This window comes from Weissella minor, from assembly GCF_001437425.1.
In the GTDB taxonomy this organism is placed as follows: Bacteria; Bacillota; Bacilli; order Lactobacillales; family Lactobacillaceae; genus Weissella; species Weissella minor.
The window spans coordinates 16,405-30,572 of the sequence record NZ_JQCD01000029.1 but is presented as its reverse complement, the minus strand read 5'-3'; the positions used below and the strand labels follow the sequence as shown (position 1 = coordinate 30,572).

General features: G+C 38.5%; 16 protein-coding genes and 2 tRNA genes. 5 read left to right on the top strand and 13 right to left on the bottom strand.

The genetic code is table 11. The features are described from left to right. Genes IV67_RS06580 through IV67_RS06570 form a run of 3 tightly spaced genes read right to left on the bottom strand, consistent with a single transcriptional unit; the run spans nucleotide 1 to nucleotide 3,743 of the window. Nucleotides 1-2,052 carry a DNA topoisomerase gene (locus IV67_RS06580; RefSeq protein WP_057788329.1) on the bottom strand — a complete coding sequence of 684 codons (2,052 nt, stop codon included), beginning with the start codon at nucleotides 2,050-2,052 and terminating at the stop codon, nucleotides 1-3. An 18-nt stretch (nucleotides 2,053-2,070) separates the two neighbouring features. After that, nucleotides 2,071-2,676, bottom strand: coding sequence for a DUF1054 family protein (locus IV67_RS06575; protein ID WP_057788359.1), 606 nt, complete (start codon nucleotides 2,674-2,676; stop codon nucleotides 2,071-2,073). 2 nt (nucleotides 2,677-2,678) lie between these two features. Beyond that, nucleotides 2,679-3,743: a mechanosensitive ion channel family protein gene (locus IV67_RS06570; RefSeq protein WP_057788327.1), complete on the bottom strand. Its 1,065-nt coding sequence runs from the start codon at nucleotides 3,741-3,743 to the stop codon at nucleotides 2,679-2,681. A gap of 222 nt (nucleotides 3,744-3,965) precedes the next feature. Here IV67_RS06570 and IV67_RS06565 point away from each other — a divergent pair, with 222 nt between their 5' ends. Then, nucleotides 3,966-4,286 (top strand): DMT family transporter, encoded by a 321-nt coding sequence (locus IV67_RS06565; protein WP_057788325.1) that lies wholly within the window; start codon nucleotides 3,966-3,968, stop codon nucleotides 4,284-4,286. Nucleotides 4,287-4,313: 27 nt separating this feature from the next. Further along, on the top strand, nucleotides 4,314-4,892 hold the full coding sequence (locus IV67_RS06560) for a uracil-DNA glycosylase family protein (RefSeq protein ID WP_057788323.1): 579 nt from the start codon (nucleotides 4,314-4,316) through the stop codon (nucleotides 4,890-4,892). A 38-nt stretch (nucleotides 4,893-4,930) separates the two neighbouring features. Here the strand turns inward: IV67_RS06560 and IV67_RS06555 are convergent, their stop codons facing one another. From IV67_RS06555 to IV67_RS06545, 3 genes are all read right to left on the bottom strand, one after another. Beyond that, nucleotides 4,931-5,395: a glutathione peroxidase gene (locus IV67_RS06555; protein ID WP_057788321.1), complete on the bottom strand. Its 465-nt coding sequence runs from the start codon at nucleotides 5,393-5,395 to the stop codon at nucleotides 4,931-4,933. A gap of 21 nt (nucleotides 5,396-5,416) precedes the next feature. Further along, nucleotides 5,417-5,980, bottom strand: a complete 564-nt coding sequence (locus IV67_RS06550; RefSeq protein ID WP_337250199.1) for a DNA-3-methyladenine glycosylase I — start codon at nucleotides 5,978-5,980, stop codon at nucleotides 5,417-5,419. A 110-nt stretch (nucleotides 5,981-6,090) separates the two neighbouring features. Then, nucleotides 6,091-6,864: a (S)-acetoin forming diacetyl reductase gene (locus IV67_RS06545; RefSeq protein WP_057788317.1), complete on the bottom strand. Its 774-nt coding sequence runs from the start codon at nucleotides 6,862-6,864 to the stop codon at nucleotides 6,091-6,093. A 176-nt stretch (nucleotides 6,865-7,040) separates the two neighbouring features. Here IV67_RS06545 and IV67_RS06540 point away from each other — a divergent pair. Together IV67_RS06540 and IV67_RS06535 are read left to right on the top strand one after the other, a co-directional pair. Then, nucleotides 7,041-7,113, top strand: a tRNA-Asn gene (locus IV67_RS06540). 107 nt (nucleotides 7,114-7,220) lie between these two features. Further along, nucleotides 7,221-7,293 (top strand) — tRNA-Asn (locus IV67_RS06535). Nucleotides 7,294-7,385: 92 nt separating this feature from the next. Here IV67_RS06535 and IV67_RS06530 read toward each other — a convergent pair. The 3 genes from IV67_RS06530 to IV67_RS06520 all read right to left on the bottom strand — a co-directional run bounded on the left by IV67_RS06530 (nucleotide 7,386) and on the right by IV67_RS06520 (nucleotide 10,003). Beyond that, nucleotides 7,386-7,793 carry a hypothetical protein gene (locus tag IV67_RS06530; RefSeq protein WP_057788315.1) on the bottom strand — a complete coding sequence of 136 codons (408 nt, stop codon included), beginning with the start codon at nucleotides 7,791-7,793 and terminating at the stop codon, nucleotides 7,386-7,388. Between the two features lie 116 nt (nucleotides 7,794-7,909). Beyond that, nucleotides 7,910-8,392: a hypothetical protein gene (locus IV67_RS06525; protein ID WP_057788313.1), complete on the bottom strand. Its 483-nt coding sequence runs from the start codon at nucleotides 8,390-8,392 to the stop codon at nucleotides 7,910-7,912. A gap of 147 nt (nucleotides 8,393-8,539) precedes the next feature. Next, complete coding sequence (locus IV67_RS06520; protein WP_057788311.1) at nucleotides 8,540-10,003, bottom strand: MFS transporter; 1,464 nt, start codon at nucleotides 10,001-10,003, stop codon at nucleotides 8,540-8,542. Between the two features lie 192 nt (nucleotides 10,004-10,195). Here IV67_RS06520 and IV67_RS06515 point away from each other — a divergent pair, with 192 nt between their 5' ends. Then, nucleotides 10,196-10,513, top strand: coding sequence for a winged helix-turn-helix transcriptional regulator (locus tag IV67_RS06515; RefSeq protein WP_057788309.1), 318 nt, complete (start codon nucleotides 10,196-10,198; stop codon nucleotides 10,511-10,513). 68 nt (nucleotides 10,514-10,581) lie between these two features. On the opposite strand, the gene IV67_RS06510 is transcribed toward IV67_RS06515, so the two are convergent. The 4 genes from IV67_RS06510 to IV67_RS06500 all read right to left on the bottom strand — a co-directional run bounded on the left by IV67_RS06510 (nucleotide 10,582) and on the right by IV67_RS06500 (nucleotide 14,033). Continuing rightward, nucleotides 10,582-10,800, bottom strand: a complete 219-nt coding sequence (locus IV67_RS06510; protein ID WP_057788308.1) for a hypothetical protein — start codon at nucleotides 10,798-10,800, stop codon at nucleotides 10,582-10,584. A 143-nt stretch (nucleotides 10,801-10,943) separates the two neighbouring features. Next, a complete protein-coding gene (spxB, locus tag IV67_RS06505) occupies nucleotides 10,944-12,767 on the bottom strand; it encodes a pyruvate oxidase (protein ID WP_057788357.1) in 1,824 nt (607 codons plus the stop codon). 423 nt (nucleotides 12,768-13,190) lie between these two features. Continuing rightward, nucleotides 13,191-13,358, bottom strand: a complete 168-nt coding sequence (locus tag IV67_RS09300; RefSeq protein WP_157050308.1) for a hypothetical protein — start codon at nucleotides 13,356-13,358, stop codon at nucleotides 13,191-13,193. A 69-nt stretch (nucleotides 13,359-13,427) separates the two neighbouring features. Beyond that, nucleotides 13,428-14,033: a hypothetical protein gene (locus IV67_RS06500; protein WP_057788306.1), complete on the bottom strand. Its 606-nt coding sequence runs from the start codon at nucleotides 14,031-14,033 to the stop codon at nucleotides 13,428-13,430. Nucleotides 14,034-14,168 lie beyond the last annotated feature (135 nt).

The following is a 14,168-nucleotide window of genomic DNA, read 5'->3' as shown; positions in this document are numbered from 1 at the left end:
TCACTTTATTAATTTAAAGCCAATATACTGATTGCCTCGATACGTCCGCTTACCTAACTGCCCTTTTGCAGTAAAAGGTTTCTTTTGTTTGGTCGTCGTTTCAAAGGTAATGGTTTTACCAGCTAACAGGTCACTAATTTCTTGGTCAGTAAAAGTATGATTACCCCATGTTTTTGCAAAATGAATCTCCTCACCTTTATAAACACCAGTGACTTGCTCCGCTTTAGGCTTCGCCTTTACTTTACGTTTTTTGGGAGGCGGACCTAACCTTGCCGATAATTGTTGCACATTCTCCGTCATTTGCGGCATATCATGCTCAATCACTTGCGTAACGGAATGTAATAGCTGGGACATTGGCATTTGAAATGCGGCCACTTCGTCCATCATGGCAAACAAACGTTTGGTAATTTTAGGGGATGCAATCCACGTATTTTCAACCATAATGGCGGATATTTCACCCGTCTGTGTTGGCGTCAACTTACCTTTACTTTCATTTAACATGCTTTTAGACCCTTGACTCATTTCTGACAAGGTCGAGACCCGCGTCGCCCCAGTTCCCACATTTTGCTTTTCCAAATAGGCCATAATCCATTTTGTTGTCGGTGTTTGCGGTTTTGGATTTGTCCCTTCAGCTAAATTCGGTTTAGCTGTCGGACCTAAAGCCCCCGCCTTTTCCACCGTTGCATCATCTGAATCAGGATTAAAAACTGCTTTGAAATTCAACTTAATCGGTACATTAAAAGCTGTTTTAAAAGCTGGGTAATCCTGCAATTCTGCGGTCACATGGTCATAGATGTAATCTTCCGCTAACATGGCTAAATAATTCTTTGCAAGCACGGTATAAATTTGACGAGCCCCTTGCCCATATTTATCTAACTGGCCTAAATCGCTTGGCACTTTAGTTCCAGGTCGGTTTGCACCGTGGCTACCTTGGTTTTTAACATGCGTTGAACGGGCTTGACGATGCGTTAATAAGCGCGTATCAACCCCAACCAATTGCGCAATTTGGTCAACCATTGGTAATAATTCATTAAATTGCTCAAATGTCACATTGCGATCTTCCGTTCGCGGATAAGAGACATATTGCGCTTCATATAGCTTTTGATAAGTACTTAACACTTGTTTTGGCGACAAACCTGACGGTGCCAATAAAGCTGCTAATCCAGCTAAGTCCAACAATTTAGGGGGTGCCTGTCGCTTCGTTGCATGCTGCTCATTCGTCACTGGACTTTCATGATAATGGGTTAAGTCTTGCACGCCAGCTTGCTTATCCTTAAAACGCCACGCAATCTCCGTTGCTTTTTTATCAACAGCGCGGGCAAAAATATGCCCAGCTGGGTCTTTAAACTTCACCTCAAAATAAGGCACTGGCACATAGGCCTTAATTTTTTGCCATTGTTCATAAATTTTCCAGATAATCACTGATTTCAAACGGCCTTCACGTGCAACAACCGAGTAGCCGGCACCTTTAGCCAGAGTGGTCGCAATTCGGGTGAGTTGCATCGATGCAAAATCCCACCGACTTCGACTTTCACCTTTTAAATAAGGCCCAAATTCCCACTTATCTGGAATCACCAGCAGTTGGCGCATGGCCTGCTGGATAGCAGGTGGCGTTTCATCCATAAAATTAGCGCGTAACACCTGCCCTTGCCAACGCATCGCATCAATTGCCTCAAACGCTAACAGGTCACCTTCACCTGAAGGATCATTATCGGTTGCAATGACAATGCCATCATAGCCTGTCTGTAATTCAGCTTTAATTTGATCCAATAATTGCTTGTTGGTCGCACCTTTGGTTCGCGTTTTAATATACGTTCGCTGCCAACTCAAATCTTTCAAATTCCAAGGCATATCAACTAATTTCCAGGATTTATACTGCTTAACCAACGGTTCCGCCACCATCGCCTCGGGTTCCTTAAATGTCATCAGGTGACCTCGTAAATTCATAATGCGAAAATCAAAGTCAGCAAAGTGACCGGCTGTTCCACCTAACGCTTTCGCAAAATTTTTAGCCGCCGAAGGCTTTTCCGTTAATATGAGGTATTTCACCATCTAATCGTCTCCGTTGACTTAAATAAATTTTTGATAAATGGGTAATAACGTGCGAATTGTATCTAACAATAACGCATCTAATGCATCAGTCCCAAAGCGGTCATCCCCACGTTCAATCGTGATTCCAACCGAAAATTCAGTATGCTTTTTTTGACCATAAGCACTAATTGTATCATTCAAATTAGTGGTATCAAGCGGAACAACTGTTTTTTCCATATGATTAGGACTTATCACAAAATCACTTGGTAGCGCCTCAAAATCAGCTCGATGGGCTTGGAGTTGCTCGGTCCATGTCGCCTGTGTTGCCGCATCTTTTTTCAAATTTTCTAAAAAGCTGAGATACAAATACAGATGGTCATCCCAGAATCCCAGTTCAAAATGTGGCATCATTTTATAGCCACGCTTGTTCGGCGCAAAAGCCACCCATGTATTTTCAGGCGGATACACGGTGCGCCGTAAATGTTTGGCAACATGCGCATACCAGACTTGCCCATTTTCATTTAAGACCGGCAAAGCAGCTGTCGCAAACTTTTCAAATTTCGGGTCTAAGTCGGTGCGAATTAACGTCATTCGCCCTTCTAAAGTCTCATCATTAAAGACATTAAAATCTTGATCTTCAAATATCATTATGCGTCTCCTGACATCATTTCTCCAACTTGAACAAACTTAATTGAACGCTTTTGTGCCATATCAATCATTGCTAAATTCAAATCGGCCTTAGTGGCATTAATTTGTTCAATTCCCATATCTGATAGTGGGCCATTGACTTGCAAGTGAATCCCAGTACTCGTAATCTCGAGCACATTGACTTGATATTCCATGTGACTCGCCATGAAACGCTGATCAGCTTTTAGAAAATTCAAAATATCAACTTTGAATTGGGTCAACTGAGCCTCAGTCGTTCCCACATTCAAATAATAATTTAACGTAATACGTGGTACATCAACCCGACTTTTATTCGTGATGGGTTCATTCGCCAATGTTGAATTTGGCACAACTTGCAGCGCACCAGCTGGGGTCCGTAATTTAGTTGAACGGAAGGTAATATCTTCAACTGTCCCTTCAATTGAGGGTGATTCGATGGCATCGCCAATTGAAAATGACTTTTCAGCAATAATCACCGCACCACCTAAGAAATTTCGAATCTGATCTTGAGCCGCCATCGAAATTGCTAGCCCAGTTAATCCTGCTCCAGCCAATAGACCGTTGACGTTAATATTCCAAATGTCTAAAACAGCAAAACCAATCACCGTAATTAACAACACTTGCAACAAAGTCGTCGTAAATGAACGCATGATAGCGTTCGTTTTTAAAATGTTTGTTTGCCCAATGGTGCTAGCCCGCTTCATCAAAGTCGGCGTCACATAATACAAGGCAATGCCGATACTAACAACAATCCAAGTTTGAAACAATTGACCCGTTAACCCTAATACTGATTTAGGTGCATTCAAATAATCAAGGACTTCAGTCACTCCCATAGCATAAATCACGACCGTTAGTGGCTTTTGCGCGCATTCAATGATTAGATGCGTCGTATCACCAAACCGCTCGACTCGGGATAGACGACCAATTAACCATTTGACCCCATAATGTCCGATAAGCCAAATCAAAACTAAGCACACCAGTGTGATGGCGCCAATTTTCCAATCAAAGGTTTGTTCAAACCAGCGAATTAAACTTCTCGTTTCCATACAAATCCCTCATTTATCATCTGTCTTTTTCTATTGTCCATTATAGAGAAAGCATGGTTGGCAAAGCAAATGTTGCCAAAATTTTTTTAACGTGCTAGACTACCCTGTATTGAAATAAAAAATTAATCCGCACCACCGGGTGCATCAGCAAAATGTCAAACTTATACCATTAGGTCATGGAAGGTATACGTTCCGGCATTTTTTATTTTGGAGGAAAACATCATGGCATGGATGAATTTAATTATCGCAGGACTACTCGAAGTTTTGTGGGCAAGTACAATGAAAATGAGCGATGGCTTTACCAAGTGGCCATTCGCAATTGCAACCGTTGTGGGGATGGCACTAAGTGTTGTGTTCTTAGCACTAGCAACTAAGAGCTTACCTTTAAGTACCGCTTATCCCGTTTGGACTGGAATTGGTGCCGTTGGATCAATTATTGCTGGTGTGATTATCTTTGGTGATCACATCGCGCCGATTACTTGGATTTTTGTCGTGATGTTGCTAATTAGCTTGATTGGGATTAACATCACACAAGGACACTAATTAAATCGAGATTCTAGGAGGCCTGTTATGGATGAAGCAGATATTTTTAAAGCGATTCAAGCTGACGAACAAAATCGTAGCTACACTGATCAAGGAATTAAGCCCTTGTATTCAGTCCATCCTGAAGCAAAACTCTTAATTGTCGGTCAAGCACCTGGCATTCGTGCACAAACATCTGGTTTATTTTGGGACGACCCCAGTGGTGAACGCTTGAGAAATTGGCTGGGTATCGACCGTGAAACATTCTATAACAATCCCAAATTAGCCATTTTACCTTTAGACTTTTACTTTCCAGGTAAAGGCAAAGGTGGCGATTTAGCCCCCCGCACTGGCTTCGCCGATAAATGGCATCCAAAGTTACTGGCAACAATGCCTGAATTAACCACAACTTTGTTAGTGGGTAATTATGCTCAAAAATATTATCTTAAGCAGACGCGTTATAGAACATTGACGGAAACCGTCAAGCATTATCAGGATTATTTACCGGACTTCTTTCCATTAGTCCACCCGTCTCCGCGCAATCAAATCTGGTTAAAGAAAAACTCTTGGTTTGAACAAGCTGTTGTGCCCGATTTACAACAACTTACCAGAGATTTAATAAATTAAAAGCGTTACCTCATTTTAAAATGAGGTAACGCTTTTTTCTATATTAATGTTGCGATGGCCTGTTCAATTTTTTGGACAGAAGCTACCGGCGCAAAACGATGAACAAGTTCACCGTCTTGATTAATTAAAAACTTTGTATAATTCCATTTAATAGCACCATGACCACTAGCCGCTTTTAAATACTGAAAAAGTGGATGCGCATGTTTACCATTCACATCAACGCGTTGCGTCATCGGAAAATTAACCCCATAGCGTAATGCACAATAATTTGCGGTTTCGGCATCCGTTGCCAACTCCCCTTTAAATTGATTAGACGGAATTCCAATAATCTCAAAACCTTTTTGATTATATTTTTCATACAGCTCTTCTAGATCATTCAGCTGACCCGCTAAACCACATTTACTAGCTGTGTTCACCACGAGTATGATTTTCCCTTTAAAATCAGAAAATTTTAACGGCATTCCATCTATATCTTTTAATTCAAAATCATAAATACTTGCCAAAACAATTCCCCCTCATACCATCTAATGTATGCTACCTTTAAACGCACATGCTTCAATATGATCATTCACCATACCAATCGCCTGCATAAATGCATATGTGGTTGTTGGCCCAACAAATTTAAAGCCATAACGTTTTAAATCTCGACTAATTGTCTCCGCTAGGTCTGTCTTAGCTGGAACTTCTGCTTCAGTCTGCCAGTGATTGATTTGTGAGACACCTTCCGTGTAGCGCCAAATAAATTGGCTAAAACTTCCAAATTCAGCTTGTATTGCTAAAATTTGTTGCGCATTGTTAATGACTGCTTCGATTTTTTTGCGGTGTCGAATAATTGATGAATCCTGTACTAAACGTTCAATATGGTCCTGATCAAATTGTGAAACTTGATTATAATCCCAGTTTGAAAAAGCCACCTTAAAATTCTGGCGCTTTTTCATAATTGTTTTCCATGAAAGGCCTGACTGCATAAGCTCTAAAGTCAATGCCTCGAACAGTTTTTCATCGTTATTACGAATCGGAACACCCCATTCATGATCATGATATTCTTGATTAACTTCGTCTTCACCCCAGCTGCATCGTATCATCATTTCTCTCACTTTATACGCATATTTGTTTCCCTTTCAGAATACCCTCAATCAATGATTAGCGCAAACAAAAAAGACTACCTTTCGGTAATCTTTTGAATCAGAATTTTTGTTTAATGGAAAACCATTCCACCGTCGACAATTAATGTTTGTCCCGTCATATAATTTGAATCTGGACCAGCCAAGAAAGCAACCCCGGCAGCCACATCTTCCGCTGTTGATAGACGGCCTAAAGCAATCCCTTCTGAGAATTGCGCCATGCCCCAGTCATCATCTTTTCCAGCATTTTGAGCAACTTCATGTGCAATATCATACATCATTGGTGTCTTCACAATTCCAGGTGCAAATGCATTAACAGTAATCCCAAATTCAGCCAATTCCTTGGCCGTCGTTTGCGTGATGCCACGAATGGCAAATTTAGTTGAGCCATAAACTGTTAAGTTAGGATTACCTTGTACACCAGCTTGTGATGTTGCATTAATAATTTTTCCACCATGTCCCAAATCACGGAAAGCTTCAGTCGCAGCTTGGATTCCCCAAACCGTTCCATTCACGTTGATATCTTGGGCCCAACGTAAAGTCTCTTCATCAACTTCCAAAATTGGTGTCGTTGGTGCAACTCCGGCATTATTAATCATAACCGTTAAGTCACCAAATTCATCAATTGTTTCTTTCACACCTGCAAATACTTCTTCGCGGTTTGCAACATCTGCTTGGACTGGAAGTGCAAATCCAGGATGAACGGCATTAATTTCATCCGCAACACGTTCAACCTTGCTTAACGTACGACCAACAATCGCTACCTTAGTACCATCATCAGCTAAACGCTTAGCAATTGCTTCACCAATCCCTTGCCCTGCTCCTGTAATAAATGCGACTTCTGTCATTATTCTGCGCTCCTTTTATTGTGTGATATTTCTTTTACAAAACTAAGTATAGCACCGTTTGTGAAAAATGACACAAAAGTATGTGATACAGATTAAATCAATTTGTCACATTTTTATTTTTTAATGCTTGCTATTATATCCAAGTATCCTTTATACTAATGCTATTGATTTATTATTGCTCTGTAGTTCAGTTGGTAGAACGCCGCACTGTTAATGCGAGGGTCGCTGGTTCGAGTCCAGCTAGAGCAGTTATAAAGCGTCTTTAAAGGTATTTAGGCGCTTTTATGGCATTAAGATGAATTAATGCTTGCTTTTTAACCTTTTCTTCATTTATAATACCTTTATTGATAAATTTTTGCTCTGTAGTTCAGTTGGTAGAACGCCGCACTGTTAATGCGAGGGTCGCTGGTTCGAGTCCAGCTAGAGCAGTCCTATAAGTGTCAAAGCATATGCTTTGACACTTTTCTTTTTGCTTTCATCACAAAAAAAGACCCTGATTCAAAAATCAGGATCATGTTTATTTAATCAATTTTTGCTGTTTCAAAAACATCGAAAATGTAATTCCATAGCGGACGAACAACAAAGAAAAATAACGGGAAGAGAATCGCTAACTTAATTCCCCAGCCTTCAAGAAAGTTAGTTAGCAACGGAAATTCGCCAATATTCTTTAAAATCGTTGATACCATTGTAATGATACCCGAATTAATCAACATCACCATTGCCGGAAAAAGAATCATTCGGCGTACATTTTGGCGAATACTCATTAAATATTTCGTCTCAATATTCTTTACTAATGGAATTGTGAAGAGCTCTTTTAAAATAAAAGCGCCTGGAATCACAATGACCAATAATTGTAAAATAATCAAAACATCATGCATTGAAAAACCATATACCAATATTGTATTTATCGTGACCATTGTCGTCACCATCGTCAAAAATATTAAATGACCTTTCAAAACATGCCTCATCTTCCTGCTAAACCATTATTTTTACGTGTACGTCCTATACATTAGCAATCCTTTTAATATTATAGGATTTTACAAAACTATTCAAGTAATTTATGCATAAATTCTCGCCAATTCACATTTTCGTATTTTCGACGCCACTTTAAGAGTTTGGATGTTGTCGTTAACGATACCGATAACAACACATTCACCAAAGTCAAAACTAAGAATGGTTTGGGAATATTTGAACCCGCAAATTCAACCAATAAGGTTGATAACGTCGTAAATACTGTAATCATCCCTAATATACCAATCACAATTTCATAATCATTTTGTAGGTTTAACAAGCGATGAGCCGCGTATAAAATGCTAACGGTCGTTACAATAAACCCAGCGTACATCACTGCAAATGTTTTAATGAATTGACCGGGGTCAACTTGCGCATAATCTAGCAAGTCATCATGCGCCACATTTGAGACGACAAAATCAAATATTTCAATATACAAATAAATAACCACCAACCACACCAACGCTGGATACAGTCGGCGCCAAAACTTCCAAAACACCGTTCTAAACTTTTGCATCACATTCTCCCATTTAACCATCTTCTAATTTTGATTTAACGCCAATATTTTAACATAGCTATTTAGTATTTGTCAGAAACGCCATCCCCTATAATAAAAAGGATTCCTGCTACTATTCAGTAACAGGAATCCTTTTTATATGCATACTTATTCTGAAACTAGTGGTTTCTTTAGTGGATCTGAGTAGTTGATTACCACTGCAACAACTAATACAAAGAGCATGATATAAAAGACTGTATGTTGCGCCCGTAGCATGATTGCATTGGCTATCTGCCGAGAGGTTTCACTAATTTGTGCAGAATTATTAACGAATTGATTCATAACCTGTTCCGAAACTGCTTCCCTATGTGCTTTAATCCCTGAACTCAACGTTATATTAAAGCTCAATCCATAAACTCCCGTCATAATTGTCTGCCCTAGTGTGCGACCCAAAGTGAGCATAGAAGATGCAAGGCCCAATTCGTCCTGATTGATTACTTGCTGAGCAATTAATGTATTTGAAGTAATCACCATGCCTAATACGAGCCCACTAATTCCAGAAATGATATAAAATAACATCAAATCGGTGTGTAATGTTGCGCTTATAATGAACATATAACTAATAATCATGACACTAATGAAAAAAATATTGATATATTTAGGCGCATATCTCTTCACAAAATATCCGACAAAAAATGATGCAATCAACCACATGATTGGACTTGGCGAAACCACCAAGCCTGCTAAATCAGCTGGTAATTTATAAATTGACTGTAGCCACATTGGAAAATAAATTTGAAAGGAGAATTGCGCGCCACTCAATATGAATGCAGTGAAAATTTGAATCGTAAAAGTTCTATTTCGAAAAATACCAAAATCAATCAACGGTTGTTTACTATGTCGCTCTGCATAAACAAAGCTAATTCCTGACACCGCAAGAATGAAAAATAGTCCACTAATCCAGCGCCATGAAACAGGCGTCTTTTGTAAAAATTGAAAAATCATTAATAAACTCAACAGCGACAGACTTAACGTTAAAATGCCTTGATAATCCAGTACAAGTTTATTTGCCTTTGTCTCTACAGGATTCTCATATAAACTGACAATGATCAATAACACAATTAGCCCGATTGGTACATTAATAAAGAAAATCCAGTGCCAATTAAACTTTTGTACAATTAAACCACCGACCACTGGTCCAGCTAAAGCAGATATCCCCCATGCAGTATTATTGAAAGCCAGTGCTGTTGCTCTTTTATCAAAGGTAAATAAATCAGCAATAATTGTGTTGGTGATTGGCAATACTGCACCTGCACCAATTCCTTGTACCAAGCGCGCTAGAATTAAAAACATCATATTTGATGCTAAACCACTTAGTAAAGATCCAACTGTAAACAATAAAATCCCCGTCACAAATATGGGTTTGCGTCCCAACTGATCTGATAATTTCCCATAGATGGGCGTCGTAAGTGCAGTTGCCAGTAAATAAATTGTAAAAATCCAACTCTGCATAGATAACCCATGCAAAGCACTCACAATCGTTGGCATCGCTGTGGTGATAATCGTTGTTTCAATTGATGTCATCAGAGTTGCTAAAAAAACAGCTACCATAATCAAAGATTTATGTTTCATATCTAACACTCCTTATTTTCCAACAAAACCAGTACCTGCATGCGACACAATTGATGGCTGCTTGCACTGGATACAGACAAAAACTATAATAAACTTATTAATAGTAAATAAAATATATTTAATTTCATCGTATCGCATTCAATAAATATTAAAAGTACGGAATTTTTGTATAGTACCTAGGAGTTGAAAAGGATGATAGAAAATAAAAAAGCATTATCTGAGACAAATGTCATCACAGCATTATCAACATTAAAGGGTAAATGGATTATCCCTATTCTCATTCAAATTTGTGCTGGTAATATCCATTTTGGAACATTATTACGTTCTGTTCCAAATATTAATCCACGTTCCTTAGCGCATAGCTTAAAATTCCTAGAAAATGAAGGCGTTTTACAAAAAGAAGATTGTCATACAATCCCACCAAAGTTTGCCTATCACCTCACACCAAAAGGCAATGCCCTTAAGCCAATTTTACACGCCTTGGACGACTGGACTAATGACTATCACTAACCATCCCCTATAATAAAAAGGATTCCTGCTACTATTCAGTAACAGGAATCCTTTTTCACTTTAAGTCATTAGCTTTGCCATTCAACTAAATTATGCTTATTAATGTGCACCGCCAAACCGTAATCATTTTGATTTAAAAGATACTCAATCGCTTGACGATCTTGTTTACTATCAAAAGCTTTATCAGCAAGTTTAATTTGGTGCATAAACTGTCCTTTTTGTTCCAATACAAGCTTCATAATCTTTGAAGCTTTATCGACTTGCACTTGCGTTGTTTTATAACTCATTGGCTTATCCCCCATTAAATATCCAACAACCTGGTTACTTATAGTGTACGCCTATTCTGATTGAAGCTAAAGGCTTTGTCATAAAAAAACACGGTCGTTATTTGCTAACGGCCGTGTTTTTCTAGCTTCATTATGTTTTTAGATTAAGCTTCAACACCAAATTCTTCAAACAATTCTGGCAAAGTCTTCAATGATTGTGCGTCATAGCTGTCAAAGAAGTCGCGAACTGAATCAATGTGCTCCATAACACCAACAGCGTTGTAGTTAGGGGCAACCTTTTCAACCCACTTACCATCTTCAACATCAATCAACAAATCTTCAACTGGCAAACTACGCTTGTCAGTAATCTTAGCATCAATCAAGAATGGCTTTCCAGCTTCAGTTACTTCAACAGCCTTATCAAAGGCAGCTTCCAATTCGTCAGTTGAACGAACAGTTACAGCTTCAACACCCATTGACTTAGCGCTCATTGCAAAGTCTTGACCTTCAATAAAGATACCTGAGTAGTCGTTCATATCAGTATCAGCTTGTGAATTCTTAATGAAGTTTAAGGCTTCATTTGAAGTAATCACGTTAATAATTGGCAATTGATACTTAGTTTCTGTGATTAAGTCTTGCATAACCATTGAGTAGGCACCGTCACCAGAAATATTAAATACTTGACGATCTGGGTAGTTGAACTTAGCAGCCAAAGCCCCTGGTACACCAACACCCATTGAAGCGAACAAGGCTGAAATCACCCACTTGTTCTTCTTAGTTAACTTCAAATGACGGAAACTGTTAATAATGTTGTCACCAACATCGATTGAGAAGATTGCATCATCCTTAGCAATACGGTTGATGTGCTTGTAAACAGGTTCGAATTCCAAAGGTGACACGTCACGATTAGTCAACATGTCTAAGTACTCACTCCAGTTTTGCATATCAGCAACAGCAGCCTTGAACCATGGTGACTCTGGTGCAGCTTCGCTACGGTCTAAGGCCTTCTCAACAAAGCTAGTTGCATCTGACCAGATTCCCAAATCTAGGTAGTGGTGACGTCCGAATTGCACACGATCAGCATCGATTTGGATAAACTTGAAGTCATGGCTACGATATACCAAGTTAGCAAATGGGAAATCAGCACCGATGGCAATCACTAAGTCAGCTGTGGCAAACATTTCATCGGCAGCCTTTGAAGCCGCACGGTTTGCCATACCAAGATTTCCTTCATATTCATCAGGAACCAAGCCCTTTGCTAATCCAGTCATAACCAAAGGAATTTGAAGCTTCTTTGATAATTCAACTAATTGGTCGCCACCATCCTTGATTCCACGTCCAACGTGAATCAAAGGACGCTTTGCTTCCTTAACCATCTCCAAGAACTTATCAACTTCTTCGTTTGTTGGATCTGGAAGTGGGGCTTCCTTAGTTTCGTCAATCATAGCTGAAGCATATTCAACATCAGGAATCTCACCGAATCCCATGTCATTAGGAATCACAACAACTGCAACTCCTTGGTGCTTATAAGCTTCACGAACAGCCTTGTCAACAACCCATGGAAGACTTTCTGGCGTCATAACTGTACGGTTATAAACAGCAACGTCTTCAAACATTGGTTGCTCAGAGAACTCTTGGAAGTAATTCATATTCATGTTTGGTGATGGTACTTGACCAACCAAAGCAACAACTGGGGCGTGATCTTCACGAGCATCATACAAACCAGTTAATAGGTTAGTTGCACCAGGTCCAGCTGAACCAAATGTTACGGCAACCTTTCCAGTTAACTTAGCTTCTGCCGCTGCTGCCAAAGCACCAACTTGCTCATGACGAACTTGAACATATTGAATACGTTCTTTTTCTTGTTCTAATGCAGACATTGTTGAACTAAATGAACCACCAGGATAACCATAAATTTGCTTAACCCCCCATGACTCTAGGACACGAAGCATGGCAACACTAGCAGGTACTGTATTTACATCTGACATCATCTTTACCTCAATTCTATATTTAAGCAATCATTTACTTGTCTATGTCTAAAAGTATACGCTTTCATGAAAGCGTTTTCAAGCAATTCAAATATTTTTCTAAAAATATTTTTTAGCTATCTGATTCTCACATTTTTCACAATACAATTTAATATTCCCGGATTACATTTAAATAACTCAAAAATACAACGAATTTTGTTCATATTTCGCCCTAAACCGCCGTTTCGAACAATCTTTTTCAAGCTTTATTAACTTTCCCTTGTGCACACTTTGGTCGATTTTGTTCCGTATTTCACATTCCAAAAATTCAAAACACATACTTATTTCATGCATTAAAAAAGGTGTTACATATTCCTTTCACAAATAAAAAGGACCTATTGGATAACCAATAAGTCCTGATACATTTATTTTTAATAGCCAAAATTAACGCTTCTTAATAAAATAATCGTTGCCATCCCCACCAAAAAAGCCAGATTTTGAATCAATAAACTTTTCGGCTTCTTTCTTAGAAACATTATCTAAAACCACTTTGTCAGATTTTAAAAAGCCACCTTTTTGCATCACCTGGTATTTACTATCAAAAAGTCCCATTCTAATCGTCTCCTTTTTCAGTTATTGATTATTTTAAGCTTATCAAGATTCCCTTTAATAGAACATAGATTACGCTAAAATTTTCGCGGTCAATGCTCGTACATCAACATCAGAAATGAGCGTCTTTTCCACATCACTATTATCAAAGTGCGTCATTGGTTGTCCTGAAAATTGCGTTGCCACAAAAATTGCCATATCGTTAAAGTCATCAGATTCCATTTTCAAAATACAATAAGGCAAAGCATGAATTGGTAATAAATAAAAGTTCACAAAACATTCATTTTGGACCTTCTTAATCATATCTTGAATTTCAGGCTTCCAATAACTTAAGACATAGTCTAATTGCGCAACTGTTCGGACTGAAATGGCTTGTAATCTTTTCACACAAATTTGAAACGTATCATATGAATAATTCAAATTTTTCATCGTTTGTTTCATAAATAGCTTGGTACATAAACGGTCAAATTTTGGAATTGATTTATTCGCATAATTTATTTTGAAAAAATTATCAGCCGTCACTTGGTACGTTGACACTGTATATGCTTTTAAAGATTCGGCAGTTAGCGGCTCTCCCTGGACCAATGCTGCCATCCCTTCTAAATAGTCTTCATACTTTGATATAGTCACGTCGTCACTATTATCCATTATTTGATCAGTATGATTATTTTCAATCATGGCTCCCACTCCTAGATAATTGTTATATACATTTTCATTATATAATACTGAGTCCTTGTGAAAAAATCAACATTAAATTATATTTTTATTAATATTTAGAAAAAATTTTTCATGCAGATATAAAAAAGCCTCATT

What these genes read in the sequence shown, in the direction of transcription:
- IV67_RS06530 (WP_057788315.1), bottom strand. Translation starts at nt 7,793, where the DNA reads ATGGTGACGACAATGGTCACGATAAATACAATATTGGTATATGGTTTT.
- IV67_RS06570 (WP_057788327.1), bottom strand. Translation starts at nt 3,743, where the DNA reads ATGGAAACGAGAAGTTTAATTCGCTGGTTTGAACAAACCTTTGATTGG.
- IV67_RS06550 (WP_337250199.1), bottom strand. Translation starts at nt 5,980, where the DNA reads ATGATGATACGATGCAGCTGGGGTGAAGACGAAGTTAATCAAGAATAT.
- IV67_RS06545 (WP_057788317.1), bottom strand. Translation starts at nt 6,864, where the DNA reads ATGACAGAAGTCGCATTTATTACAGGAGCAGGGCAAGGGATTGGTGAA.
- IV67_RS06500 (WP_057788306.1), bottom strand. Translation starts at nt 14,033, where the DNA reads ATGATTGAAAATAATCATACTGATCAAATAATGGATAATAGTGACGAC.
- IV67_RS06565 (WP_057788325.1), top strand. Translation starts at nt 3,966, where the DNA reads ATGGCATGGATGAATTTAATTATCGCAGGACTACTCGAAGTTTTGTGG.
- spxB (WP_057788357.1), bottom strand. Translation starts at nt 12,767, where the DNA reads ATGTCAGATGTAAATACAGTACCTGCTAGTGTTGCCATGCTTCGTGTC.
- IV67_RS09300 (WP_157050308.1), bottom strand. Translation starts at nt 13,358, where the DNA reads ATGGGACTTTTTGATAGTAAATACCAGGTGATGCAAAAAGGTGGCTTT.
- IV67_RS06525 (WP_057788313.1), bottom strand. Translation starts at nt 8,392, where the DNA reads ATGCAAAAGTTTAGAACGGTGTTTTGGAAGTTTTGGCGCCGACTGTAT.
- IV67_RS06520 (WP_057788311.1), bottom strand. Translation starts at nt 10,003, where the DNA reads ATGAAACATAAATCTTTGATTATGGTAGCTGTTTTTTTAGCAACTCTG.
- IV67_RS06560 (WP_057788323.1), top strand. Translation starts at nt 4,314, where the DNA reads ATGGATGAAGCAGATATTTTTAAAGCGATTCAAGCTGACGAACAAAAT.
- IV67_RS06580 (WP_057788329.1), bottom strand. Translation starts at nt 2,052, where the DNA reads ATGGTGAAATACCTCATATTAACGGAAAAGCCTTCGGCGGCTAAAAAT.
- IV67_RS06510 (WP_057788308.1), bottom strand. Translation starts at nt 10,800, where the DNA reads ATGAGTTATAAAACAACGCAAGTGCAAGTCGATAAAGCTTCAAAGATT.
- IV67_RS06515 (WP_057788309.1), top strand. Translation starts at nt 10,196, where the DNA reads ATGATAGAAAATAAAAAAGCATTATCTGAGACAAATGTCATCACAGCA.